This is a genomic window from Streptomyces sp. NPDC004610, assembly GCF_040609715.1.
Classification (GTDB): Bacteria; Actinomycetota; Actinomycetes; order Streptomycetales; family Streptomycetaceae; genus Streptomyces.
Genome location: NZ_JBEXLA010000008.1, coordinates 93,349 through 117,601 on the forward strand (window position 1 = coordinate 93,349; position 24,253 = coordinate 117,601).

Consider the following 24,253-nt stretch of genomic DNA (forward strand, 5'->3'; position numbering starts at 1 on the left):
ACGGCCGGAAGCAACCTGAGCGGGATCACCCCTACCGGGAACGCGGACACGGAGCATGCCAGGACGGCCGGAAGCGACCTCAGGGGGATCACCCCTACCGGGAACGCGGACACGGAGCATGCCAGGACGGCCGGAAGCGACCTCAGGGGGATCACCCCTACGGGGGCACAGACACGGGGCATGCCGCGACGGCCCACAACGACCTGAGGGGATCGCCCCACCGGGAACGCGGACGCGGCGCGGCCCCGGGCAGCCGACAACGACCTCAGCGATACGGGCCCCAACCGGGAACGCGAACGCGCGCCACACCGACGCAGCCGAAACGACCCGACGGCCGATGACGTCATACGCCCGGCGTAGCGCACCCCCCGCCGCTCCCCAGCGGGCTGACCAGGCCCGTTTCCCCGCACGCGGCGCCGACCGCGAACACCGCTGCGGGCGCCGAACGGCGGACCTCCCGACGATGAGGAGAACCCCGCCCGCCAGGGCCCCGCCGGAGGCTGGGCGCCGGGGGTGCACGTCACGCGGAACCCCCACCCGCCAAGAACCCCATCCGGAGCCCCGGGCACGGAAGGTGAACCCCCGACACAAACCCCACCCCCAAGAACCCAAGCCCAAGCCCAAGCCCAAGCCCCAGCCCCAGCCCCAGCCCCAGCCCCAGCCCCAGCCCCAGCCCCAACGCCAACGCCAGCGCGCGCCTCGGCGCCGAAGCCGCCCCCTCCGCCAAACCCAAGGAGCCCCCCCGTGCGTGTCTTCCTCACCGGCGCGACCGGATTCATCGGCAGTGCCGTCACGCGCCTGCTCCTGGACGCCGGTCACACGGTCGTCGGACTCGCCCGCTCGGAACAATCGGCCACCGCGCTGGCAGCGATCGGCGCGGAAGCCCACCCCGGCGACCTGGGCGATCTCGACGCCCTGCGCGCCGGGGCGGGCGCGGCGGACGGGGTGATCCACACCGCCTTCATCCATGACTTCGCCGACTACGCCGCCGCCTCCCTCACCGATCTGCGGGCCATCGGCGCGATGGGCGAGGCGCTCGCCGGGTCGGGCCGCCCGTTCGTGGTGACCTCGGGCACGGCCGGGCTCACCCAGGGCACCCTCGCCACCGAGGACACCCCCGCCGACCCCGCCGTACCGGGTGCGCTGCGGGCGCCCTCCGAGCAGGCGGCCCTGGCGCTGGCCGAACGCGGAGTGCGGGCCAGCGTCGTACGGCTGCCGCCGTCGGTGCACGGGCCGGGGGACAAGGGGTTCGTGCCGGCGCTGATCCGGATCGCGCGGGAGAAGGGGGCCGCCGCGTATGTGGGGGACGGCGGCAACCGGTGGCCGTCCGTGCACCGGCTGGACGCGGCCCGGCTGTTCCGGCTGGCGCTGGAGCGGGCACCGGCCGGTGCGCGGCTGCACGGTGTCGCCGACGAGGGCGTGCCGTTCCGGGACATCGCCGGGGCGATCGGGCGGGGCCTGGCGGTACCGGTGGAGTCCCTCGCCGCCGACGCCGCCCTCGACCACTTCGGATGGCTCGGCACCTTCGCCATGTCCGATGTCCCGGCGTCCAGCGCCCTCACCCGCGAACTGCTGGACTGGCACCCGGATCAGCCGGGCCTCCTGGCCGACCTGGAAGAGGGCTTCTACTTCCGCGCCTGAGGCGGGCCGCGCCACCACCGCCCTCGTACGAACTGGTGTGCCCCGTACGGCAGTATGAGCCCGCACCCGGTCCGCGTCGCGGCGGCCGGGACGCATGCGCTTCGCACATTCCGGAACCGAGCAGGTGACCCAGTGACGACACTCCCCATCCGCCCGCCCGCGCCCCCGCGCGCCGCCCCGCGTCCGACCGGAGGTGGCCGATGGACCGCGCGCTGACCCTGGACGATCTGATCCTGGCCGGGATCGCCCTGGCGGCGGGTGTGCTGGCGGCGTTCCTGCTGCGGGTGCTGCTGCGCTGGCTGGGCAAGCAGGCCGGCCGGACCCGCTGGAACGGCGACGACGTACTGGTCGCCGCGCTGCGGATCATGGTGCCGTGGGCGGCGGTGGTCGGGGGCGCGGCGGCCGGGGCGGCGGTGCTCCCGCTGACCCCGACCGTGCAGCACCACACCAATCAGACGCTGACCGTGCTGCTGATCTTCGTGGTGACGGCGGCGGCGGCGCGGCTGATCGCCGGGACGGTGCAGTCGGTGACGCTGTCCCGGTCCGGGGTGGCCGGGTCCGCCACCATCTTCGTCAACATCACCCGGGTGCTGGTGCTGGCCATCGGTTTCCTGGTGGTGCTCCAGACGCTGGGCGTCTCGATCGCGCCGATGATCACGGCCCTCGGGGTCGGCGGTCTGGCGGTGGCGCTGGCCCTCCAGGACACCCTGGCCAACCTCTTCGCGGGCATCCACATCCTCGCCTCCAACACCGTGCAGCGCGGCGACTACATCCGGCTGAGCAGCGGCGAGGAGGGCTATGTCGAGGACATCAACTGGCGTCAGACGACCGTGCGCAACCTCTCCAACAACCTGGTCGTGATCCCCAACGGCCAGCTCGCCAAGACCAATATGACCAACTTCATGCGCCCCGAGCAGGAGTTGACGATCCTGGTCCAGGTCGGGGTGGCGTACGACAGTGATCTGGAGCAGGTGGAGCGGGTGACCAATGAGGTCATCGGGCAGGTGATGAAGGACGTCGAGGGCGCGCTGCCGGAGCACGATCCGATCGTGCGGTTCCACACCTTCGGGGACTCGCGGATCGGGTTCACGGTGATCCTGGGCGTGGGTGAGTTCAGCGACCAGTACCGGATCAAGCACGAGTTCATCAAGCGGCTGCACAGGCGGTACCGCGAGGAGGGCATCCGGATCCCGGCGCCGACCCGGACGGTGGCGCTCCAGCAGGGTGCCGTGGTGATCCCGCAGCAGCGGGGCGCGGAGGCCGGGAACGAAGCGGGCGACCTCCCCTCTGCCCGCTTCGACTGACCGAGCGCCGCCCGGGTTCACAGGTGGCGGAGCCGCCGCGAGGCCCACTCCGCCACCACGCGGCGACCGGGACTGCCGGTGTCCCCGACCGCCGATCTCCAGGACCATCGGCGGCGTCCCCGACCATCGACGCCCAGGACCATCGGTGCCGAGCACCGAGCACCGACCCACATCGGCATCCAGAACCCTCCCCGCCGGGATCCGGATCCGACACACACCCGGCGCGCGGCGCGATTCCGCACGCCCCCGGCGCATTCCGTCCGCACCGCTGTCGAGCCACCCCGGGGCACGAGATATCTTGATGTCGAGCAATGTTGCAGACGTGGAGCGGAGCACCCGGTGACTGACTCGACCATCATCTATACGCACACTGACGAGGCCCCGGCCCTGGCGACGTATTCCTTCCTGCCGGTGGTCAAGACGTACGCCGCGCAGGCCGGTGTCGCCGTCGAGACGCGGGACATCTCGCTGGCCGGACGGATCATCGCCGTGTTCCCTGAGTACCTCAGCGAGGACCAGCGGATCCCGGACGCGCTCGCCGAGCTGGGCGAACTGGCCAAGACCCCCGAGGCCAACATCATCAAGCTGCCGAACATCTCGGCGTCGATCCCGCAGCTCAAGGCCGCCGTCGCCGAGCTCCAGGGCCAGGGCTACGCGCTGCCGGAGTACCCGGACGACCCCAAGACCGACGAGGAGCGCGACATCCGCGCCCGCTACGACAAGGTCAAGGGCTCCGCCGTGAACCCGGTGCTGCGCGAGGGCAACTCCGACCGCCGCGCCCCCGCCTCCGTCAAGAACTACGCCAAGACCCACCCGCACCGCATGGGCGCCTGGACCGGCGACTCCCGGACCAGCGTGGCCACCATGGGCGTGGACGACTTCCGCTCCACCGAGAAGTCGGTGGTGATCTCCGAGGCCGGGGCGCTCCGCATCGAGCTGACCGGCGACGACGGCTCCACCACCGTGCTCCGTGAGTCCGTGCCCGTCCTCGCGGGCGAGGTCGTCGACGCCTCCGTGATGCGGGTCGGCGCGCTGCGCGAGTTCCTCACCGCCCAGGTCGCGCGCGCCAAGGCGGACGGCGTGCTGTTCTCCGTGCACCTCAAGGCGACGATGATGAAGGTCTCCGACCCGATCATCTTCGGCCATGTCGTCCGCGCCTTCTTCCCGGAGACCTTCGCCCGGTACGGCGCCCAGCTCGCCGCCGCCGGTCTCACCCCGAACGACGGTCTGGGCGGTATCTACAAGGGCCTGGAGGCGCTGCCCGAGGGCGCCGAGATCAAGGCGTCCTTCGACGCCGAGCTGGCCCAGGGCCCGGCGCTGGCGATGGTCGACTCCGACAAGGGCATCACCAACCTGCACGTACCGTCCGATGTCATCGTGGACGCCTCCATGCCGGCCATGATCCGCACCTCGGGCCATATGTGGGGCCCGGACGGCCAGGAGGCCGACACCCTCGCCGTCCTCCCCGACTCCTCCTACTCGGGCGTCTACCAGGCCGTCATCGACGACTGCCGCACCAACGGCGCCTACGACCCGTCCACCATGGGCTCGGTGCCGAACGTCGGCCTGATGGCCCAGAAGGCCGAGGAGTACGGCAGCCACGACAAGACCTTCGAGATCCCGGTCACCGGCACGGTCCGGCTGGTCGACGCGAGCGGCACCGCCGTGATCGAGCAGGCCGTGTCCGCCGGGGACATCTTCCGCGCCTGCCAGACCAAGGACGCCCCGATCAAGGACTGGGTGAAGCTGGCCGTCACCCGCGCCAGCGCCAGCGGCGACCCGGCCGTGTTCTGGCTGGACGAGACCCGCGCCCACGACGCCAACCTGATCGCCAAGGTCACCGCCTACCTCGCCGAGCACGACACCGAGGGCCTGGACATCCGGATCCTCGCCCCCGTCGACGCCACCAAGCTGTCGGTCGAGCGCATCCGGCGCGGCGAGAACACCATCTCCGTCACCGGCAATGTGCTGCGCGACTACCTCACCGACCTGTTCCCCATCCTGGAGCTGGGCACCAGCGCCAAGATGCTGTCGGTGGTCCCGCTGATGGCGGGCGGCGGCCTCTTCGAGACCGGCGCCGGCGGCTCCGCGCCCAAGCACGTCCAGCAGCTCGTCAAGGAGAACTACCTGCGCTGGGACTCCCTCGGCGAGTTCTTCGCCCTGGTCCCGTCCCTGGAGCAGTACGCCAAGACCACCGGCAACGCCCGCGCCCAGGTGCTGGCCGACACCCTGGACCGGGCCACGGCGACCTTCCTCAACGAGGACAAGTCCCCGACCCGCCGCGTCGGCGGCATCGACAACCGCGGCAGCCACTTCTATCTGTCCCTGTACTGGGCGCAGGAGCTGGCCCGGCAGAGCGACGACGCCGAGCTGGCGAAGGCGTTCGCGCCGCTCGCCGAGACGCTCGCCGCGGACGAGCAGACGATCGTGGCCGAGCTGAACGCGGTGCAGGGCTCCCCGGCCGAGATCGGCGGCTACTACCAGCCCGACCCGGCGAAGGCGGCGCAGGTCATGCGGCCGTCGGCGACGTGGCGCTCCGCGCTGGCGTCCTTCGGGTGATCTGGCCCTAGGCCCCCTGCGTCGACCGAGCCCCGACCGGAGTCGTCCGGTCGGGGCTCGGTCGTGAGGGGGGCGGTGGGGGGTCGGTCGGTGGGGGGCGCTGCGGGTCGGTGGGGGGGGCGGCACACTGCGGGAACATTGCCCGTTCGTGTCATTTGTGACGTCACGTGACGTCGTGTGACGTGTTCGTTGCGCACCGCGCGCGGGGCCTGTCCGGGTCTTCCGGCCCGTGCTTGTCTCGTCGCAGGTCCCCGCTCGCCCCCGCACGAGGAGCACCACCATGTCGACGAGCCAGCCCATCGACTCCGTCACCGCCGGTCACACCCCCGAGGAGGCCCCGGCCGGGCCCGACACCTCGGCCTGGTCGTTCGAGACCCGGCAGATCCACGCCGGTGCCGTGCCCGATCCGACGACGGGCGCCCGTGCGACCCCGATCTACCAGACCACGTCGTACGTGTTCCGGGACACCCAGCACGCGGCGGATCTGTTCTCGCTCGCCGAGCCCGGCAACATCTACACCCGGATCCACAACCCCACCCAGGATGTCTTCGAGCAGCGGATCGCCGCGCTGGAGGGCGGGGTGGCGGCGGTCGCGCTGGCCTCGGGCCAGGCCGCGGAGACCCTGGCGATCCTCACCGTGGCGGGCGCGGGCGACCACCTCGTCTCCAGCACCTCCCTGTACGGCGGCACCTACAACCTGCTGCGGCACACCCTCCCCCGCTTCGGCATCGAGGTGTCCTTCGTGGACGACCCCGACGACCCCGAGGCATGGCGGGCGGCGATCCGGCCGAACACCAAGGCGCTGTTCGCGGAGACACTGGGCAATCCGCGCGGCAATGTCCTGGACATCCGGGCGGTCGCCGACGTCGCCCACGCGGCCGGGGTCCCGCTGATCGTCGACAACACCGTCCCCACCCCCTACCTCCTGCGGGCGATCGAGCACGGCGCGGATGTGGTGGTGCACTCGGCGACCAAGTTCCTCGGCGGGCACGGCACCACGATCGCCGGGGTCGTGGTGGACGGCGGCACCTTCGACTTCGGGGCGCACCCGGACCGCTTCCCCGGCTTCACCGAGCCCGACCCCAGCTACCACGGCCTCCAGTACTGGCCCGCCCTCGGCCCCGGCGCGTTCGCGATCAAACTGCGGGTGCAGTTGCTGCGGGACCTGGGCCCGGCGCTGTCCCCGCACTCGGCGTTCCTGCTGCTCCAGGGCGTGGAGACGCTGAGCCTGCGCCTGGAGCGGCACTCCGCCAACGCGCTGGCGCTGGCCGAGTGGCTGGAGCAGCGCGACGAGGTCGCCGCCGTCCACTACCCGGGACTGCCGTCCAGCCGCTGGTACGAGGCCGGGCAGACCTATCTGCCGCGCGGCGCGGGCGCGATCGTCTCCTTCGAGCTGCGGGACGGTATCGAGGCGGGCAAGCGATTCGTGGACGCGGTCGAGCTGTTCAGCCATCTCGCCAACATCGGCGATGTCCGCAGCCTGATCATCCACCCGGCGTCCACGACCCACAGCCAGCTGGACGAGGAGCAGCTCGCGGCGACCGGCACGACCCCCGGTCTGGTGCGGCTGTCGGTCGGCATCGAGAACCTCGCCGATCTCCGGGCCGACCTGGAGGCCGGTTTCCGGGCCGCCAAGGGCGCGTCCTGAACCCGGCGGCCACCGAGAGGTTCCCCCTCCCGCCGGTTCTGGGGGGCTGGCGGGAGGGGGATCCGCCCGGCCGACGCCGCTGGTGGCACGCACCGGGGCCGCTGCCGCTGGAGGCGGGCGGTGAACTGCCCGGCGTACGGCTGGCGTTCGAGACCTGGGGCACCCTGGCACCGGACGCCTCCAACGCCGTCCTGGTGCTGCACGCCCTGACCGGCGACAGCCATGTCACCGGCGACGCCGGTCCCGGACATCCCACGCCCGGCTGGTGGCGGGGGCTGGTCGGCCCGGGGCTGGCCCTGGACACCGACCGCTGGTTCGTGGTCGCCCCGAACGTCCTGGGCGGCTGCCAGGGCAGCACGGGCCCGTCGTCACCGCGCCCGGAGGGCACGGGCGGTTTCCGCGCGGGCTCGGTCGGCTTCCTGGCGGACCCGGCGGCTTCCCTGACGGGCGGGGCGACGTCCGTCGCGGGCCTGGCGACGTCCGTCGCGGGCTCGGCAGCTTCCCTGGCAGACGCGGCGGCATCCGTTGCGGGCTCGACGGCTTCCCTCGCGGGCGGGGCAGCGTCTGTCACGGGCCCGGCGACGTCCGTCGCGGGCTCTGCGGCTTCCCTGGCGGGCCCGGCGACATCCGTAGCGGGTTCGGAGGCTTCCCTCGCGGACCCGGCGGCGTCCGTTGCCGACTTGGCGGCTTCTGGCGCAGCCCCGGCGGCGTCTGGTACGGCCCCGGTGGCGTCTGGCGCGAACCCGGAGGCGCCTCTCGCGGGCTCGGCCGCGTCCATTGCAGACCGGGCTGCCCCCGCTGCGGACCCGGCCGTGTCTCTCGCAGGCCCGGCCGCGCCCGCCGGGGACCCGGCCGCGCCCATCGCAGTACCGGCAGCGCCCCCCTCAGTCCCGGCTGCCGCTCCTCAAAGCCCCGCGACTCCCCCCGTGGGCTCGAACGGTCCCGCGCACACGGCAGCTCCCGTGGCGGGCCCGCCCCCTTCCCCGGCAGGCCCAACCCCTGTCCCGGCAGACCCGACTCCTCCCCCGGCGAACCCAACCGCACCCCCACCCACCACGACCGCACGCCCACCCACCACGACCCCACCCACCCCACCCCCTCCCCCCACCATCCCCCAAGCCTGGGGCGGAGCCTTCCCCTTCCTCACCCAGCGCGACCAGGTAGCCGCCGAGACGAAACTCGCGGACGCGCTCGGCATCGACCGGTGGGCGCTGGTGGTCGGCGGGTCGATGGGCGGGATGCGGGCCGTGGAGTGGGCGGTGACCCATCCCTCCCGGGTGGGGGCGCTGCTGCTGCTCGCGACGACGGCCACGGCGAGCGCCGAGCAGATCGCCTGGGCCCGCGCCCAGCTCACCGCGGTCCGCGCCGACCCCGACTGGCAGGGCGGCGACTACCACGGCACCGGACGCGCCCCCCACACCGGTCTCGGCATCGCCCGCCGGATCGCCCATGTCACCTACCGCAGCGAACCGGAGCTGGCGGCCCGCTTCGGCCGCGAGGCGCAGAACGCCGAAGACCCGTGGCACGGCGGTCGCTACCAGGTCGAGTCGTATCTCGACCATCACGCCGGAAAGCTGGCCCGCCGCTTCGACGCGGGCAGCTATGTCACCCTCACCGAGGCCATGAACGCGCACGACGTGGGCCGCAGCCGGGGCGGGAGACGCGCCGCGCTCGGAAGGGTCACCGCCCGCACCCTGGTCGCCGGGGTGGACTCGGACCGGCTGTATCCCCCGGCCCAGCAGTCCGAGCTGGCCGCGCTGATCCCGTCCGCCGACCGGCTCCGGGTGATCGAGTCGCCGTACGGGCACGACGGGTTCCTGATCGAGACGGGACAGGTCGGGGAACTGGTGAAGGAACTGCTGGGCTGAGAGGACCCGGAGAGGAGGAGGAAAAGCCGGTCACCAGTCGCGGGGCGCGACCACTTCCTCCAGGTCGGCGCCCTGGAAGCCGTAGGTCTCCACGATGAACCAGAAATCCTTCGCTATCTCGTCCCGCGCCACGGTCTCGATCTCGCTGCCCGCCTCCCAGAACTCCTCCTGGAGGGCGTTGAACTCCTCGGTCGCGGTATGGGTCAGGGCATAGAACGCGGTGACATCGGCGGGCCGCTCGGTCTCGATGCGCTCGCAGAGCCGGACCAGGATGCCCCGGCCCTTGTCCAGCAGATGGTCCGGGAAGTAGGTGTCGGGATAGAGCAGCTTCAGGAACTCGCGGGCGGCGGCCTGTTCATTGACGATCGGCATGAGGTTCCCCCCTCGTTCGGGCATGTCCGGGCCTGTGACACCGTGGGCGTCACTCCCCATCACCCCGATCTTGCCGCACGCCACTGACAACGCCCCCCGAGCCGCCGTCGGCCCCGGCCGCCGCCCCCGCCTCCCCGGAGCCGCCCGTGTCCACGCCCGTACCTCCCGCCGCCCCCTACGAGCTGCTGCCCGGCACGCCCGGCTCCCCGGTGCTGCTGCACGTGCCGCACGCCGCGCGCCGCATCCCGCCCGGGGTGCGCGCGGGGATCGTGCTGGACGACGGGGCGCTGGCGGGCGAGCTGGACCACCTCACCGACGCCCACACCGACCGCATCGCCGCCGAGGCCGCCGCGCTGGCCGGGCGTACCCCCTGGCGGTTCGTCAACGGGCTCTCGCGGCTGGTCGTGGACCCGGAGCGGTTCCCGGACGAGCGGGAGGAGATGCTCGCCGCCGGGATGGGCGCGGTCTACACCCGGACCACGCACCGGGAGGCGCTGCGGGCGCCGGACACCGATCCCGGGCCGCTGGTCGAGGCGTACTTCCGGCCCTACGCGCGCGCGGTGGCGGACGCCGTGGCCGGGCGGCTGGCGGCCACCGGCCGGGCCGTGATCATCGACGTGCATTCGTACCCCACCGCCGCGCTGCCCTACGAGCTGCACGGGGACGGGCCGCGCCCGCCGGTGTGCCTGGGCACGGACCCCTTCCACACCCCGCCCGCGCTGCTGGCGGCGGCCCGCGAGGCGTTCGCGGGGTGCGGGGGGACGGGGCTGGACAGCCCGTTCGCGGGGACGTACGTACCGCTGGAGTACTACGGGACCGATCCCCGGGTGAGCGCGCTGATGGTGGAGATCCGCCGGGACGCGTACATGAGCGAGCCGGGCGGTCCGGCGACGGAGGGGCTGGCGCGGCTCGCGGGGGCGCTGGCGGCGCTCGTGGACGCCGTACCGGAGTGAGAGGGTGCCTCCGGCTGGAGCACTTGAGCGCGACAGCCCGGCCGCGCCGGGTCAGGGTGAGGTCATGACCGAGGACACCACCACGCTGACCGGCCGGTCCCTGCCGCCGGTACGGGACTGGCCCACGCCCGATCTGGACGGCACCGCGTTCGACCCGGTCCTCACGGACCTGATGCGGGAGGGGCCGCTGCACCGCATCCGGCTGCCGTTCGGCGACGGCTGGGCGTGGCTCGCGACCCGCTACGAGGACGTCCGGGCGATCACCAACGACCCGCGCTTCGGCCGTGCCGAGGTGACCCGGCGTCAGGTGACCCGGATGGCGCCGCACTTCAAGCCGCGGCCGGGTTCGCTCGCCTTCGCGGACCAGCCGGACCACAACCGGCTGCGCAAGGCGGTGGCGGGGGCGTTCACCCTCGGCAGGATGAAACGGCTGCGGCCCCGCGCCCAGGAGCTGCTGGACGGGCTGGTGGACGGTGTCGTCCGCGACGGGCCGCCGGCCGATCTGATCGCACGGGTGCTGGAGCCGTTCCCGATCACCCTGGTCAGTGAGGTGATGGGGGTGCCGGACGAGGACCGGGCGCGGGTGCACTCCTGGACCCGGGAGATCATCTCCACCTCGGGCGGCGCGGCGGGCGCCGAACGCGCCAAGCAGGGGCTGTACGGCTGGATCACCGAGACCATCCGGGCCCGCGCCGACAGCGGCGGGGAGGATGTGTACGGGCTGCTGGGCGCGGCGGTGGCGGGCGGCGAGGTGGCCGAGGAGGAGGCGATCGGGCTGGCAGGTCCGCTCCAGATCGGCGGCGAGGCGGTCACCCACAACTGCGGGCAGATGCTGTTCCTGCTGCTGACCCGGCCGGAGCTGATGTCCCGGTGGCGCCAGGACGTGCCGGGGCGCGGGCAGCTGATCGAGGAGCTGCTGCGTTTCGTCCCGCACCGCAGCTCGGTGGGGCTGGCCCGGATCGCGCTGGAGGACGTGGAGCTGCACGGGACGACGATCCGCGCGGGCGACCCGGTGTACGTCTCGTATCTGGCCGCGAACCGGGACCCGGAGGTCTTCCCCGACCCGGACCTGATCGACCCGGACCGGACCGTCAACCCCCATCTGGCCTTCGGCAACGGACCGCACTTCTGCACGGGCGCGGTCCTCGCCAAACTCCAGACGGAACTCCTCCTCACCACCCTCCTGACCCGCCTCCCCGGCCTCCATCTGGCGGTCCCCGCGGACCAGGTGGAGTGGCGGAAGAAGACGATGATCAGGGGCCCGAAGACGTTGCCGTGCGCGTGGTGAAGGGGCGGGTACGGCCGACCTGACCCACCGGGGCCGGTGCCGTCCGGCCTGACCGGCGAGGCGTGAGTGCACGGCCGGTCGAAGGCCGCGGGCCTGACCCGCCGGTATCGGCCCTGCCGGGGCGATTGCCGCTGGCGCGGGCACCGCCGCCGCCACAAACCGCCGGGCGGACGCCACCCTGGCGGGGCCTGCCGCGGGCGCCGTCGGCCCCACCAGCGCGACCGGCTGACGAGGAGACCCGAAACGGCTGCTGCGGCAGATGCGGGTCTCCCGGGCGCCGGGGTGAGTCCGAGGACTCCGACCCGCCGCCCTCCAAGGCGGACACCACCAGCCCCGTCCGTCCGCCAGAGCGAAACCGGCGGGCGCGAGCGGCGAGGGCGACCCGCTGGCGTGTCCAGCTGGTGCGACCGCGGACCTGATCCGACCGACCGAGCGCCGCGTGGGGGGCGGACACCACCGCCCCGCCCCCCGTCACGAAGCCCACCCCCGTCACCACCCCCGGCAGCGCCCCCCGCCCCCTCAGGCCCGGAGCCACTCCGTCACGACCACCTCGGCGCCGGTGCGCAGGCGGAGGGCGAAGGGGCCTATGGGGGGTGCCTCGCTGGTGAAGCGGCCCATGGCGTCGGCGGTGAGCACATCCGGGGTGGACAGCTGCGGGCCGCCGAGGACCTCGATGCGGGCGGGCTGCGGGGGCAGGACCTGGCCCATCAGCCCGTGCGAGGTGACCTCCACGTCCACGGTCAGCTCGCCGGTGCGGAAGGTCAGCATCCGCGGCGGATCCGTCACCCCCCGGACGGGAATGGCATGGACCAGGGAGTCGAAGGTCAGCTCGGCGATCTGGGCGTCCAGGTCGCGGAGCGTGAACGCCTCGACCGCGAGCCGCCGCAGCTCCGGCGGGACCGGGTCCAGGACGGCCACGGCACGCCGCAGTTCCGCCTCCACCGGGCTGGTGTCGAACTCCCCGGGTTCCGAGGGCTCCCCCGGTTCCCCGGGCCCGAGGGCCCCTGCCCCCGCGTTCTCCGCGCTCCCCCCGACGTGCTCGTCGTCGCGGTCGTCGTTGTCGTTGCGGTTCACGATGCTCCCCGTGCGTCGAGTCGGGCCCGCAGGCGGCGCAGACAGCGCTGGCGCAGCGGGCCGATGCTGCCGACGGCGATGCCGAGCGCGGCCGACACCTCCTGATAGCTGGGCGGCGGCGAGGCCATGAGCACGCGCAGCAACTGCCGGCAGCGCTCGCCGAGTTCCTCGAACTCCTGCCACACCCGGCGGACCCGCTCGCTCTGGGCGGCGGCCTCCTCGGCGTCGAGCAGCGACTCCTCGGGGGTGGGCTCCTCGCTGACCCGGTCCAGCAGGACCGGGTCGTCGGTCGGCATCAGCCGCCGCGTGCTCTTGATGACCTTCAGGCTCTCGTGCCGCGCGGTGCTCGCCAGCCACGATCCGGTCTTCTGCGGCTCCCGGATCCGCCCCAGGTTCTGGGCGAAGCGGAACCAGACCGTCTGGTAGACCTCATGGGCGTCGGCGTCGGACAGCCGGTGGGCGCGCACCACCGACCACACCAGCGGGCTGAGCCCCTCCACCAGCGCTTTCCAGGCCGCCGCGTCACCGTCGACGGCGGATTCTACGAGCGCGCCGACATCTGCACGATCCACGGACCCACCCCTCGTGTACGGCCTGTCATGGTACGCCGTGGAGGGGTGGGTTCCGGCACTCACCCGGAATCCCGCGTTCAGGGTGATGCTCATGCCGGTGGGGCCGGGTTCGCGACCGGTACCGGCTGCCAGGTGGGCGGCAGCAGCGCGGCCACATGACCGCCGCGGACCTCCGCCAACTCCGTGTTCAGTTCCAGGAGTTGACGGGCCGCCGCGCGCGGGTCGGGCTCCCCGGTGGCGGTCATGTGGGCGGCGACCAGACCGGCGACGACCGGGGTGGCGAAGGAGGTGCCGCTCCACTGGGCGAGGCCCTCGAACATCACCTGGTCCGCCTTGCCGACCGTGGTCCCGCCGTCCTCGCTGAGCACCCCGGTGTGCCCGGGGTGGGTGCAGGTGCACCCGTACCCGTACCCGTACCGGCACTCGTCGTACGTCGAGTGGTGGTAGATGTACGGCACCGGGGAGCCGAAGCCGGTCAGGGGGCCGGTGACGCGCTCGCCGGGGGCGAAGACGCGCACCCAGGGGCCGTGGTTGCTGAAGCAGGCGCCGAACTCGCCGTCGCTGCGCAGCGCGCCGACCGAGAGGACGGCGTCCTCGAAGCCGGGGCGGGTGGCGTAGGCGGCGGGCCAGAACGGGGTGGCGCTGCCGTTGTTCCCGGCGGCGGCGACCAGCAGGGTGGGCTGCTCGCGCAGCTCCCGCATGAAGTTCTCCAGGCCGAGGAGTCCGTCGAGGCGGCCGTTGGAGGTGCCGGCGGACAGGCTGAGGATGTCGGGCCAGCCGTTGTCGTCGATCGCCTCGAAGAGCTTGTTGCCGAACTCCGACTCCAGGATCGCCCCGACGTCACTGAGCGTGTTGCGCACGGTGACGCTGGTGTTGGGCGCCACGGCGGCGAGCAGGCCCGCGATGAAGGTGCCGTGGCCGATGTAGAGCTTCAGCAGTCCGTCGTCGTCGGTCTCCTGGTCGTGCGCGTCGCCCTCGGTGCGGGCGAGCGCCGGGTAGGAGCGGTAGTCGTGGGTCAGCCCGTTGTCGATCACCAGCACCCGGACGGCCGTCCCCGCGTCGTACGGGGTGACGGCGAGCTCCGGGTTGGGCTGGGGGTTCTCCTGGGCGGGCACCGGCTCGTCGCCGGGGCAGCAGTTGACCGGGGAGATGTGCACGACATGGTTGCGGGAGACCAGCCGGCGCCCGGCGCGGCCCTCGGCGGTCCGCATCGCGCGCAGCGCCCCGGCCACGTTCAGGTCGGCGAGGCGACCGCCCTCGCCGGCGTCGCCGACCCGGATGCGGGTGATGCCGGAGCGGTTGGTCTGCGGGCTCGCCCGGCGGACGTTCTCCGGGAGCAGTCCCTCGGTCGCGGTGAAGTGCGCGCGGACGGCGTCCTCGACCGCGAGGGCCTCCTCGCCGTCACGCGCGAGGACGACGCCCTTCTCGTAGATGAACTCGGCGGAGTCGTCCGGGCCCATCGCCAGGGGTGTGTCGGGGAGCGCCCGCTGGATCTGATCGAACTGCTCGCGGAATCGCTGTGGTGCCATGGCTGTCCTCCCACTGGGGCGGCGGTACGTCAATTCAGAGTCAGGGGGTGGCCGATTGATACAGACCCAAACTGATGTGACGTGGTTCCGCTCGCACTACCATCCCTGGGGTGACAGCGGGAAGCGACACGGTCCTCGAACTGCTGCCGATGGTGTTCGCCGCGCCGAACGACGCCCTGGTCCGGGCGCGGCGGGTGCTGGACGGCGCGGCACCGCCGCTGCACGCCTCCGTGGCGCATCAGGTGATCGGTATCTGGCAGCGGGACTTCGGTGACACCAAGCTCGCCCTGCACCATCTGCGCCGGGCCCGGGACTACGCGGTGCGCGCGGACTCCCCCGACCGGGAGGCGGACGTCCTCGGCACCCTGGGCGTGGCGCTGATCCACGCGGGCCAGACCCGGCAGGGGCAGGAGGCGCTGGAGCGGGGGGTGGCGCGGGGCAGCGGGCACACCCGCGCGCGGGTGCTGTTCCGGCGGGCGTACGCGGGGTGGGTGCTGGGGCATCACCGGTCGGCGCTGGAGGACGTACGGCGGGCGATCCCGGTGCTGCGGCAGGCGGACGACGTGATCTGGACGGCGCGGGCGCTGACCCTGCGCGCGACGGTGCATCTGGCGCTGGGCGCGGTGGACCGGGCGGAGCAGGACTTCACGGCGGCGGAGTCGCTGTGGGAGATCACCGGGCAGGAGCACGACAAGGCGGACGCGGTGGAGAGCCGGGGCCTGGCCGCGTTCCGGTCGGGGGACGTACCGGCGGCGCTGCGGCTGCTGGCGGAGGCGGAGGACCGGTACGCGAAGCTGGGCACGCCGATCTTCCAACTGATCGTGCGGCGCTGCGAGGTGCTGATGGCGGCCGGTCTGGCGCCGGAGGCGCTGGGCGAGGCGGACGCGGCCATCGCCCAGCTCGACGGGATCGGCGGGCAGTCCACGCGCAAGGCGGAGCTGCTGCTGACGGCCGCCCGCGCGGCCCGGCTCGCGGGTGATCCGCACACGGCCATAGCGCGGGCGGCGCTCGCGGTGCGGCTGTTCGCGGCGCAGCGGCGCTCCTGGTGGGAGACGCACGCGCGGCTGGTGCTGATCGAGTCGCGGGTGGCGACGGGGCGGGGTTCGGGGCGGATGGTCGCGGACGCGGCGGCGGTGGCGGAGCGGCTGTCCTCGTTCGGGGCTCCGGCGGCGCCGGAGGCGTCGCTGCTGGCGGGCCGGATCGCGCTCAGGCTGGGCTGGCGCACGGACGCGGAGCGGCATCTGGCGCTGGCCGCCCGCAGCCGCCACAGCGGGCCGCCGCTGGCCCGGCTGACGGGCTGGGCGGCGCAGGCGCTGCGGGCGGAGGCGGCGGGGTCGCGGCGGGGTGTCCTGGAGGCGTGCCGGCGGGGTCTGGACGTGCTGGACGACCACCGGATGACGCTGGGTGCCTCGGAGCTGCGGGCGCGGGCGACGGAGCAGGGGGCGGAGCTGGCGGCGCTGGCGCAGGGGGCGTCGCTCGCGCAGGGCGGGCCGCGGCGGATGCTGGAGTGGAGCGAGCGGTGGCGGGCGACCGCGCTGAGCACCCCGCCGACCCGGCCGCCCGCCGACCCCGAACTCCTCGGTGACCTCACCGCGTTCCGGGAGATAGCGGCCCGCGCGGAGGAGGCCCGCCGGGACAGGCGTCCGGTGCCGGCGCTGGAGCGGGAGCAGCGGCGGCTGGAGAAGGCGATCCGCTCGCGCACCCTGCATCTGCGGGGGGAGACGCCGGGCGGCGGCCGACGGGTGGACGTGGGGCGTCTCCTGGACCGGCTGGGCCCGACGCGGCTGGTGGAGCTGGCGGTGGTCGACGGGCGGGTGCAGGTGCTGCTGTGCGGGGACGGCCGGGTGCGGCGGTTCGCGGCCGGGCTGCTCGCGGAGGCCGAGTCGGAGGCGGAGCACATACAGGCGGGCCTCAGACGGCTGGCGCATCCCGGTGCGGAGGCCCGGCTGCCTTTGGTGGAGGCCATGGGGCGGCGGCTGGAGGAACTGCTGCTGGGTCCGGCGGCGGCGCAATTGGGCGGGGGCCCGGTGGTGGTCGTACCGCCGGGTCGGCTGCACCGGGTGCCGTGGGCGCTGCTGCCGTCGCTGCGGGAGCGGGTGGTGAATGTGTCGCCGTCGGCGGGCGCCTGGCTGCGGGCCCATGAGACGGCGCCGCCGCCGGGCGGGCGGAACGTCCTGGTGCGTGGCCCGGGGCTGGCGACGGAGGGCGCCGAGGTTCCCGAACTCGCCGCCCGCTACACCGCCCCCGTCGTCCTGGAGGGCGATCACGCGCGCGTGCCCCGGGTATTGGAGGAGCTGAACGGCGCGGCCCTCGCGCACATCGCCGCGCACGGCACGTTCCGCGCCGACAGTCCGCTGTTCTCGTCGCTGGGGATGTCCGACGGCCCGCTGATCGTGCACGACCTGGAACGCCTGGACCGCAGCCCGTACCGGATCATCCTGTCCTGCTGCGACACCGCCCGTTTCGCGTCCGTGGGGGCCGACGAACTCCTCGGGCTGGTCACCGCGCTCCTGCCGTACGGCACGGCCGGGGTCGTCGCGTGCAGCGCCCCGGTCAACGATGCCGCCGTGGTGCCCCTGATGCTGGCCCTGCACAAGGGCATCGGCGCGGGTCTGCCGCTCGCGGAGGCCCTCCGGGACGCCCGAGCGGCCCTGCCGGGCGACGCGACCCACCAGGCGACGGGCTGGGCCTTCTCGGCGTTCGGAGCGGCGTAGGGCCCTTCAGGCCGGCACCGGTTGCTCGTCCGGGAGGTCCACCAGCCAGGGCAGGGCGCCCCGGTCGCTCGCGCCGAGGCGGGTGTAGGCGCTGTACAGATGGTTGCCGACCGTGCGGACGGACAGCGTGAGGCGGTCGGCGATCTGGCGGTTGCTGAGGCCCGCCGCCGCCAGCGTGACGATCTGGCGCTGGCGGGCGGTGAGTTCCCCGAGGGCGAGTCCGGCGAGGGCCGGGGTGCGGGCGCCCTGGCAGCGGCGGGCCAGGGTGATGGCCCGGGTGCGGGAGAGCCGGGCGGCGCTGGGGTCGCGGTGCGCGCTGACCGCCTGGGCGTGCGCCTCGGCGGCGAACAGCAGGAACCCGCGCGCCTCCAGCGCCTGCGCCGCCCGGTCCAGGGCGGGCCCGTCCGCGCGGGCCAGCGCCTGGGCGTGCCGGGCGAACGGGCTCCCGGGCGGCAGCACCCCGGCGGCCCCCTCGGCGACACCGAGCCGTACGGCCTCGTACGCCTCCCGCCAGGCCGTGTGCGGGTCGGACGGGGTGGGCTCCGGGGCCGGGGCGGTCTCGCCGAGCTGGGCGGTGCTGCGGGCGAGTTCCGTGCGGCACAGCGGGTCGGCCGGGTCGGTGCGCAGGCCCTCGCGGGCCCAGGCCACCGCCTCGCGCAGGGCACCGCGCAGCCGGTCGTACCGCGCGCGTAGGGCCGCGTAGTCGGCGGGGACGGTGCCGGTCTCGGCGAGCAGCCACTCCCCCACCGGCAGCGGCAGCGGGCGTACGTCGGCGGCCTCGATCCGGTCCTCCAGGGCGGCGGCCTCGGACTTGAGGGCGGCGGTGTACTCGTCGGGCGTCCGGGCCAGGCGGCGGGTGCGCAGGGTGCCGGCGGCGGCGCGCAGCACCGGGCCGTACAGGGGGCGGGCGAGGGCGAGGGTGCCGGACGGGTCGACGGTGACCAGGCCGTCGGATTCGAGGCGTTCGAGGACCGGGAGGTCGAAGTCGTCGTCCAGATGGGGTGTCAGGGGTTCGGTGAAGGCGAGGCGGTCGAGGGTCTCGCGCTCGGCGGGGTCGGCGCGGCCGAGGACGGCGGCGGTGCGCAGCCGGACCGTCTCGGTGAGCGGCACGGGGCCGTGCCAGGCGGCGGTGGGGGTGCCGGGCACGGGGGTGAGCAGGGCGTGTTCGGTGAGCGCGGCGGACAGATCGCGCAGCAGCCGCAGATCGCCGCCGCTGAGCTTGCGCAGCCGGTTCATGGTGAGCGGTTCGAGCCGTCCGCCGGTACCGGCCGCCAGGAGCCGGGCGGTGTCGTCGCCGGGGAGCGGCTCCAGGGCGAGCCGGGGCAGCACCTCGCCGGTCCACAGCCGGGAGATCGCGCCGGGCAGGGGCGCGGTGTCCCGGGCGACGACGACCAGCCGGGTCCTGCCGTGCAGGGCCAGGTGGTGGACGAGGGCGGCGGAGGCGTCGTCCAGGAGATGGGCGTCGTCCACCAGCAGCAGGCGGACGCCGGTGAGGAGCTGGACCGCGCGGTGCAGGGAGACCGACTCGGGCAGGAGGTGGGCGAAGGCGGCGAACGGGATGCGGTGGGTGCCGGGGGTCCCGGCGACCCGGGCGCAGTCGGTGCCGCGCAGCGCCTCGGTGGCGAGCCGGGTCTTGCCGCTGCCGGCCGGGCCGGTCACCACGATGCCGTTGCGCCCGGCCGTCAAGGAGCGGCGGACCAGCTCCAGTTCACCGGCCCGGCCGGTGAACGGCCAGGGGAGTTCCCGCAGGTGCGCGTCCCGTTCGAAAGTCGTCACGCAGTCATGAGCGCCGGTACTCAGATCTGATACAGGGCGACTTGAGTAGACCCCGACTCAGGCGGCCACGGGTCCGGGGGCGGCAGGCTGGGCGCATGACCGGTCGCTACTGCTCGCTCGCGCAGCAGCCGGCCCCCGCCTTCGTGCCGGGGCTGGCCGCGGAGCGGCTCAGTGCGCTCGTGGACGGGCGGGCGAAGTGGGTCAACGGCACGGTTCTGCACTACTACTTCTTCGACCGTGACACCGACGCCTCCGTGATCCCCGTGCCGGGGACCGGGGAGACGCGGCGGGTCAGCTGGGTGGGGGCCGAGGAGCAGCGGGCGGTGGTGCGCGCGTGTTTCGCGGAGTGGCAGGGGCTCGGTATCGGGCTGTCGTTCACCGAGGTCGACGACCGGTCGGAGGCGGAGCTGCGGATCGGCTTCCAGCGCGGCGACGGCTCCTGGTCCACGGTGGGCCGGGACGCGCTGCGGCTCGGTCAGAACGAGCGGACGGCGAACTTCGGCTGGGATCTGACGGCGGGCGGTGAACACACCACCGCGCTCCACGAGATCGGCCACGCCCTCGGCATGCTGCACGAGCACCAGAGCCCGTTCGCCGGGATCCACTGGGACGACGAGGCGGTCTACGCCGAGCTGGCGGGCCCGCCGAACTTCTGGGACCGGGACACCACGTTCCACAACATCCTGCGCAAGCTGGACCGCGACGAGGTCAACGGCTCGGTGTGGGATCCGCAGTCGATCATGGAGTATCCGTTCCCGTCGGGGCTGATCCTGGAGCCGGAGCAGTTCCGGGCGGGTGTGAATCCGCCGGGCACCCTCTCCGTGCTGGACAAGGAGTTCGTCCTGCGCTGGTACCCGTCGGTCGGTACGGGGCTGCCCGAGGAACTGGTGCCGTTCCGCTCGGCGCCGGTACGGCTCGGGCCGGGCGAGCAGGCCGACTTCCGGATCGAGCCGACACAGACCCGCGAATACACGGTCGGGATCTTCGGCGACGGGGACGCCGTGGCCGTGCTGTTCGAGGAGCGGGACGGCGTGCCCCGCTTCGTCGCCGGGGACGACGACGGGGGCGCTCCGCACAACGCCACGGTCAAGGCCCGGCTCGTCAAGGGCCGCCGCTACTTCGTCCGCGTGCGCCTGTACTCCGGCTGGGGTTCGGGCGAGACGGCGGTCATGTGCTGGTGAGAGCACACGACCGCCTCACGCGGACGGCTGGACCACTGTCCGGCGCCGGGGGAAGCGGGCGGAATGTTCCCTTCGGGGGAGGGGGACATTCCGCCCGTGCCACCGCAATACAGACCATTATCGCCGTGCCCACTCCGCCGCCAGCAGCTCGTACGACCGCACCCGGTCCGCGTGTGCGTGGGTGATCGTCGTGATCAGCAGTTCGTCCGCGCCGGTCGCCTCCTGAAGCTGCTCCAACCCGTCGGCGACCCGCCCCGGTGAGCCCACGAACCGGGTGTCGAGCCGGTCCCGGACCAGCGCCCGGTCGGTCTCGCTCCAGGGCAGGGCGCGGGCCTCGTCCGGCGTCGGGAAGGGGATCGCGCCCTCGCCGGTGCGGATGCTGCGCACCCACGGCCCGTATCCGGCGGCCAGTTCGCGCGCGGTGTCGTCGTCCTCGGCGACCACCACATCCGCCGAGACACTGACATAGGGCTTGTCCAGGACGTCCGACGGGTGGAAGGCGGCCCGGTAGCCGTCCACCGCCTCCAGGACCGTGCCCGGACTGACGTGGTAGTTCGCGGCGAACCGCAGCCCGCGCGCGCCCGCGACCGTGGCGCTCTGCCCGCCGCTGCTGCCCAGGACCCACAACTCCAGTTCGGCGCCCTCGCCCGGCACCGCGTGGGCGTCGAGGCCGTCCGGGGAGCGGTAGGTCCCGGCGAGCAGGGCGAGGATGCCGTCGATCTGCTCGGCGTAGTCCTGTGCGGCGGCGCCCGGCAGATGCAGCAGCGCGTGGTGCAGGGCGAACCGGGGGGAGCCGAGGAGTTGGTCGAAGGAGAAGCGGTCGGGGATCAGCAGCCCGTTGGGGGCGCGGCCCTCAACCACCGGGGCGGGCGCGGGTGTCCGGGGGGACTGGCGTCCGCCGGAGCGGCCGAGGCCGAGGTCGATCCGGCCCGGGTGCAGGGCGTCGAGCAGACCGAACTCCTCGACCGTGGCCAGCGCGGTGCGGTGCCCGAGCTGGACGGCCCCGGAGCCGATCCGCAGACTGGAGGTCACGGCGGCGGTGAGCGCCAGCAGCACCGCCGGGGAGGTGCCGGCGACCCCCGGGTTGAGATGGTGCTCGGCGAACCAGTACCGGGCGTAGCCGAGGCGCTCGGCGTGCCGGGCGAGGTCCAGGGAATTGCGCAGGGCGTCGGCGGCGGTGGACCCGGAGGAGATCGGCACCAGATCGAGGACGCCGAGCGGGATGTCGTCGTCGGACATGGGCGGCTCTCCTCAGGATCCGGGGGCGGTCGTCGTACGGGGCGGGTCGGGCGGCGTGGCGCCATCGGGCGGGACCGGGGGCCTGGGCGCCGTGCCCGGCACGACCGGTGCCCAGGCGAACGGCGGGTCCGGGATCCGGCGGCGCAGTTCCGGTGCCACCGCCGACTGGAACAGCTCCAGCGAGTCGCGGTGCACGGTGTCCGGCAGGCCGTTCGCGTCGGCGGGGACGTGCTGGACGGTGTGGCCGAAGCGCTCGTGGTAGCGGTGGACCTTCTCCAGGACCTGCTGCGGGCTGCCGATCAGCGCGGACGAGCGGGCGGCGAAGTCCTCCAGGGTCTCGAAGACGACCGGCAGCCCGGCCTCCTTCTGGAAAGCGAGGTTCCCCTCGAAGACCGGGCGGTAGGCGGCCAGCGCCCGCTGCGAGGTGGGGGCGACGAGCAGCCCGGCCGAGCCCGCGCCGACGGCGATGCCCGCCGGGTCGTGGCCGTGGTGGGCCCAGCGTTCGCGGTAGTGGTCGATCAGCGCGGCGTACGGCTCGATGGGGTGGGTGACGTTCGCCGAGAACAGCGGGTCGCCGTAGCGGGCGGCGAGCTCCACGGACTCCTTGCTGGTGGCGCTGCCGTGCCAGACCCGTACCGGTCGCTGGAGGGGGCGCGGCCACACCTCGGCGTCGGTCAGCGGGGGCCGGAAGCGGGTGGCCGCAGTGACCCGGTCCTGGCGCCAGATCCGCCGGAACACCTCATAGCTCTCGGCGTTGCGCTCCCACTGGTCCTCGGGGGTGACCTGGAAGAGATCGCGCTGGGCGGTGCCGTTGCCCTTGCCGATGATCAGCTCCAGCCTGCCGTCGCTCAGCTGGTCGAGGGTGGCGTAGTCCTCGTAGGCGCGGACCGGGTCGAGGAGGCTGAGGGTGGTGACGGCGGTGAAGAGGCGGATGCGCCGGGTCAGGGCGGCGATATGGCTGAGGACGACGGTGGGGGCGGAGGAGAGGAACGGCCGCTCGTGCCGCTCCCCCACCCCGAAGCCGTCGAAGCCGAGTTCCTCGGCGAGCAGGGCGGCGCCGAGGACCTCCCGGAACCGGTCGTGGGTGGAGGTCCACGCGCCGGTGACCGGGTGGGGGCGATGCACGATGAGCGTGATCGCCAGAAACCTCACGATGCCGCCCGCGCGCCGGGGGTCTCGTCGGCGATCTCGTCCGGGTGGTCCAGGCCGAGATGGTGGCGCAGGGTCGTGCCCTCGTAGTCGGCGCGGAAGGAGCCCCGTTCCTGGAGCAGCGGCACCACCTCGTCGGCAAAGGCGTCGAGGCCGCCGGGGGTGAGGTGCGGGACGAGGATGAAACCGTCGGCGGCGTCGGTCTGGACGTACTCGTCGATGGTGCGGGCGACGGTGGCCGGGGAGCCGATGAAGCTCTGCCGGTTGCCGGTCTCGATGACCAGGTCGCGGATGGACCAGCCGTTGGCCTCGGCCAGCTCCCGCCACTCCCGGGCGGTCTGCTGCGGGTCGCGGTACATCCGCACCTGGGCGCGGCCCCGGGAGACGGTGTGCTCACCGGGCAGCGGGTCCACCTCGGGCAGCGGGCCCTCGGGGTCGTAGGAGGACAGGTCCCGGTTCCACACCCACTCCAGATGCTTGAGGGCGGTGGCGCCGCTGACCTGCTGGCGGCGGATCTCCTTGGCGAGTTCCTCCGCCTCGGCGTCGGTGTCGCCGAGGACGAAACTGGCGGCGGGCAGGATCAGCAACTGGTCGGCGCGGCGACCGTACCGGGGCAGCCGGGACTTGACGTCGGTGTAGAAGGCGCGGCCCGCGTCCAGGGTGGCGTGGCGGCTGAAGATGGCGTCCGCGTCGGCGGCGGCGAACTCGCGGCCCTCCTCGGAGTCCCCGGCCTGGAAGATCACCGGGCGGCCCTGCGGCGAGCGCGGGACGTTGAACTGCCCGTGGATGTCGAAGTGCTGCCCCTGGTGGACGAAGGCCCCGGCCTTGGCGTCCCGCAGGAAGGCGCCGGTGTCCTGGTCGGCGAGGATCTCGTCGCCACGCCAGGAGTCGAAGAGTTCCTGGGCGGTGGCGAGGAACTCCCGGGCGCGGGAGTAGCGCTCCTCCTGGGGCAGGAAGCCGCCACGGCGGAAGTTCTCGCCGGTGAAGGCGTCCCAGGAGGTGACGACGTTCCAGGCGGCCCGTCCGGCGGAGAGATGGTCCAGGCTGGCGAACTGGCGGGCCACCTCGTAGGGCTCGTTGAAGGTGGAGTTGATGGTGCCGGTCAGACCGAGGCGGTCGGTGACGGCGGCGAGCGCGGCGAGCACGGTGAAGGTGTCGGGGCGGCCGACGACGTCCAGGTCGTAGATCTGCCCGCCCTGTTCGCGCAGGCGCAAGCCCTCGGCGAGGAACAGGAAGTCGAACTTGGCGCGTTCGGCGGTGCGCGCGAAGTGCGCGAAGGAGCTGAACTCGATATGGCTCCCGGCCCGGGGATCGCTCCATACGGTGGTGTTGTTGACGCCGGGGAAGTGCGCGGCCAGGTGGATCTGCTTCTGCGGCTTGCTCATG

16 protein-coding genes and 2 pseudogenes are annotated in these 24,253 nt (G+C 73.6%); 10 read left to right on the forward strand and 8 right to left on the reverse strand.

Annotation, left to right across the window (positions count from 1 at the left end; translation table 11 throughout):
• Positions 1-744 precede the first annotated feature (744 nt).
• From ABZX40_RS11055 to metX, 6 genes and pseudogenes are all read left to right on the forward strand, one after another.
• Positions 745-1,641, forward strand: coding sequence for an SDR family oxidoreductase (locus tag ABZX40_RS11055; RefSeq protein ID WP_355741429.1), 897 nt, complete (start codon positions 745-747; stop codon positions 1,639-1,641).
• A gap of 200 nt (positions 1,642-1,841) precedes the next feature.
• Positions 1,842-2,945: a mechanosensitive ion channel family protein gene (locus ABZX40_RS11060; RefSeq protein ID WP_355741427.1), complete on the forward strand. Its 1,104-nt coding sequence runs from the start codon at positions 1,842-1,844 to the stop codon at positions 2,943-2,945.
• A gap of 339 nt (positions 2,946-3,284) precedes the next feature.
• A complete protein-coding gene (locus ABZX40_RS11065) occupies positions 3,285-5,504 on the forward strand; it encodes an NADP-dependent isocitrate dehydrogenase (RefSeq protein ID WP_355741425.1) in 2,220 nt (739 codons plus the stop codon).
• A 280-nt stretch (positions 5,505-5,784) separates the two neighbouring features.
• Entirely contained in the window at positions 5,785-7,152 is a 1,368-nt protein-coding gene (locus ABZX40_RS11070; RefSeq protein WP_355741423.1) for a bifunctional o-acetylhomoserine/o-acetylserine sulfhydrylase, read from the forward strand.
• Positions 7,149-7,532 (forward strand): annotated as a pseudogene (locus ABZX40_RS11075) (homoserine O-acetyltransferase); the annotation flags it as partial. The gene ABZX40_RS11070 and the pseudogene ABZX40_RS11075, both read left to right, overlap by 4 nt.
• Positions 7,533-8,273: 741 nt before the next feature.
• Positions 8,274-9,020: pseudogene (gene metX, locus ABZX40_RS11080) on the forward strand (homoserine O-acetyltransferase); the annotation flags it as partial.
• Positions 9,021-9,050: 30 nt separating this feature from the next.
• Here the strand turns inward: metX and ABZX40_RS11085 are convergent.
• The gene (locus ABZX40_RS11085; protein ID WP_355741421.1) at positions 9,051-9,392 is read right to left on the reverse strand and encodes a DUF5713 family protein; all 342 of its coding nucleotides are present in this window, start codon (positions 9,390-9,392) and stop codon (positions 9,051-9,053) included.
• Between the two features lie 146 nt (positions 9,393-9,538).
• Here ABZX40_RS11085 and ABZX40_RS11090 point away from each other — a divergent pair, with 146 nt between their 5' ends.
• Both ABZX40_RS11090 and ABZX40_RS11095 read left to right on the forward strand, forming a co-directional pair.
• Positions 9,539-10,345: an N-formylglutamate amidohydrolase gene (locus ABZX40_RS11090; RefSeq protein ID WP_355741419.1), complete on the forward strand. Its 807-nt coding sequence runs from the start codon at positions 9,539-9,541 to the stop codon at positions 10,343-10,345.
• Positions 10,346-10,409: 64 nt separating this feature from the next.
• The gene (locus ABZX40_RS11095; protein WP_355741417.1) at positions 10,410-11,633 is read left to right on the forward strand and encodes a cytochrome P450; all 1,224 of its coding nucleotides are present in this window, start codon (positions 10,410-10,412) and stop codon (positions 11,631-11,633) included.
• Between the two features lie 519 nt (positions 11,634-12,152).
• Here ABZX40_RS11095 and ABZX40_RS11100 read toward each other — a convergent pair.
• The 3 genes from ABZX40_RS11100 to ABZX40_RS11110 all read right to left on the reverse strand — a co-directional run bounded on the left by ABZX40_RS11100 (position 12,153) and on the right by ABZX40_RS11110 (position 14,808).
• Positions 12,153-12,575: a hypothetical protein gene (locus ABZX40_RS11100; RefSeq protein ID WP_355741457.1), complete on the reverse strand. Its 423-nt coding sequence runs from the start codon at positions 12,573-12,575 to the stop codon at positions 12,153-12,155.
• 128 nt (positions 12,576-12,703) lie between these two features.
• Positions 12,704-13,342: a sigma-70 family RNA polymerase sigma factor gene (locus ABZX40_RS11105; RefSeq protein ID WP_355741456.1), complete on the reverse strand. Its 639-nt coding sequence runs from the start codon at positions 13,340-13,342 to the stop codon at positions 12,704-12,706.
• Positions 13,343-13,368: 26 nt separating this feature from the next.
• Complete coding sequence (locus ABZX40_RS11110; RefSeq protein ID WP_355741415.1) at positions 13,369-14,808, reverse strand: S8/S53 family peptidase; 1,440 nt, start codon at positions 14,806-14,808, stop codon at positions 13,369-13,371.
• A 149-nt stretch (positions 14,809-14,957) separates the two neighbouring features.
• On the opposite strand from ABZX40_RS11110, the gene ABZX40_RS11115 reads away from it, so the two are divergent.
• On the forward strand, positions 14,958-17,522 hold the full coding sequence (locus ABZX40_RS11115; protein WP_355741454.1) for a CHAT domain-containing protein: 2,565 nt from the start codon (positions 14,958-14,960) through the stop codon (positions 17,520-17,522).
• A 6-nt stretch (positions 17,523-17,528) separates the two neighbouring features.
• Here ABZX40_RS11115 and ABZX40_RS11120 read toward each other — a convergent pair whose 3' ends face one another.
• Positions 17,529-19,298, reverse strand: a complete 1,770-nt coding sequence (locus ABZX40_RS11120; RefSeq protein WP_355741413.1) for a LuxR C-terminal-related transcriptional regulator — start codon at positions 19,296-19,298, stop codon at positions 17,529-17,531.
• A 95-nt stretch (positions 19,299-19,393) separates the two neighbouring features.
• Between ABZX40_RS11120 and ABZX40_RS11125 the strand changes: the two genes are divergently transcribed.
• On the forward strand, positions 19,394-20,479 hold the full coding sequence (locus ABZX40_RS11125) for a M12 family metallopeptidase (RefSeq protein ID WP_355741411.1): 1,086 nt from the start codon (positions 19,394-19,396) through the stop codon (positions 20,477-20,479).
• Between the two features lie 117 nt (positions 20,480-20,596).
• On the opposite strand, the gene ABZX40_RS11130 is transcribed toward ABZX40_RS11125, so the two are convergent.
• Genes ABZX40_RS11130 through ABZX40_RS11140 form a run of 3 tightly spaced genes read right to left on the reverse strand, consistent with a single transcriptional unit; the run spans position 20,597 to position 24,252 of the window.
• Positions 20,597-21,718: an LLM class flavin-dependent oxidoreductase gene (locus ABZX40_RS11130; protein WP_355741409.1), complete on the reverse strand. Its 1,122-nt coding sequence runs from the start codon at positions 21,716-21,718 to the stop codon at positions 20,597-20,599.
• Positions 21,719-21,730: 12 nt separating this feature from the next.
• A complete protein-coding gene (locus ABZX40_RS11135; RefSeq protein WP_355741407.1) occupies positions 21,731-22,870 on the reverse strand; it encodes an LLM class flavin-dependent oxidoreductase in 1,140 nt (379 codons plus the stop codon).
• Positions 22,867-24,252: an NtaA/DmoA family FMN-dependent monooxygenase gene (locus ABZX40_RS11140; RefSeq protein WP_355741405.1), complete on the reverse strand. Its 1,386-nt coding sequence runs from the start codon at positions 24,250-24,252 to the stop codon at positions 22,867-22,869. The genes ABZX40_RS11135 and ABZX40_RS11140 overlap by 4 nt, the downstream gene beginning before the upstream one ends.
• Position 24,253: the final 1 nt, after the last annotated feature.